This is a genomic window from Methylobacterium frigidaeris (assembly GCF_022179185.1).
Lineage (GTDB): Bacteria > Pseudomonadota > Alphaproteobacteria > Rhizobiales > Beijerinckiaceae > Methylobacterium > Methylobacterium frigidaeris.
Genome location: NZ_BPQJ01000388.1, coordinates 1 through 231, shown reverse-complemented (window position 1 = coordinate 231; position 231 = coordinate 1). Strand labels below are relative to the sequence as shown.

At 67.1% G+C, this 231-nt stretch carries 1 pseudogene; it reads right to left on the bottom strand.

The annotated features are described in order from the left end of the window. A pseudogene (locus tag MFF64_RS37460) lies at positions 1–202 on the bottom strand (dihydroorotase); the annotation flags it as partial. Positions 203–231: the final 29 nt, after the last annotated feature.

Sequence of the window (231 nt, the reverse complement as noted above, 5' to 3'; positions counted from 1 at the left end):
CGATCTCGACCGAATCGGGGGTCGAGATCATGGCCGCGTGGTAGCGGGCACCGGTCAGCCGGACGAGGCGGATGTCGCGCTCCAGCATCACGGTCTCGGCCTCCCGGGGGATGCCCATCAACCCGAGGCGGGAGGCGAGCTCGCGCTCGTTCATCACGACCTCGGAGACGAGATCGGCCTCCTCGTAATGCTGCATGAAGAGGGGGGCCTAATCGAGGGGGTAGGTGAGGG